This is a genomic window from Teichococcus wenyumeiae, from assembly GCF_003696345.1.
Taxonomy (GTDB): domain Bacteria; phylum Pseudomonadota; class Alphaproteobacteria; order Acetobacterales; family Acetobacteraceae; genus Pseudoroseomonas; species Pseudoroseomonas wenyumeiae.
Map to the genome: position 1 here is coordinate 1 of NZ_RFLX01000189.1, position 632 is coordinate 632.

General features: G+C 66.8%; 2 protein-coding genes. Both read left to right on the top strand.

The genetic code is table 11. The annotated features are described in order from the left end of the window. Positions 1–269: sugar transferase (locus tag EBE87_RS28545; protein ID WP_199708359.1), on the top strand; the 269-nt coding region annotated here is incomplete at its 5' end. 28 nt (positions 270–297) lie between these two features. Beyond that, a partial coding sequence (locus tag EBE87_RS28550; protein WP_120641335.1) for a response regulator occupies positions 298–632 on the top strand: 335 nt, incomplete at its 3' end.

The following is a 632-nucleotide window of genomic DNA, read 5'->3' on the forward strand; positions in this document are numbered from 1 at the left end:
ACATGGCCTTCGTCGGCCCCCGCCCCGAACGCCCCGCCTTTGTCGAGGAACTCGGCCGCATCATCCCCCGCTACCACGACCGCACCTGCGTCAAGCCCGGCATCACCGGTTGGGCACAGGTCAACTACCCATACGGCGCCTCCGTCGAGGACGCCCGCATGAAGCTCGCCTACGACCTCTACTACGTCCGCCGCCGCTCCCTCTTCCTCGACCTCCTCATCCTCGTCGCCACCATCCGCGTCGTTCTCCTCCAGGAAGGCGCACGATGATAAGGCTTGTCCCGCACGCGACACGGTCATGAGCCGGCCGAAACTGCTGGTCATCGAAGACGATATTGCGCTGAGCGCCCAGTACCGCTGGGCTTTTCCAAACTGCCGCGTGCTGCTGGCGGGTAACCGGGACGAGGCGGAAAAGGTCGCCCGGGCCGAGCTGCCGGCGGTGACTCTGCTGGACCTCGGCCTGCCGCCAGACCCGGAAGGCGTGACGGAAGGCTTCGCCACACTGGCGATGCTGACCAAGATCTCCCCCCGCATGCCGATCATCGTGGCTTCGGGCCAGGGTCAGCGGGAGCACACGCTGCGGGCGATCGGGCTTGGCGCCTATGACTTCTGCGAGAAGCCGGTCGACCTGGC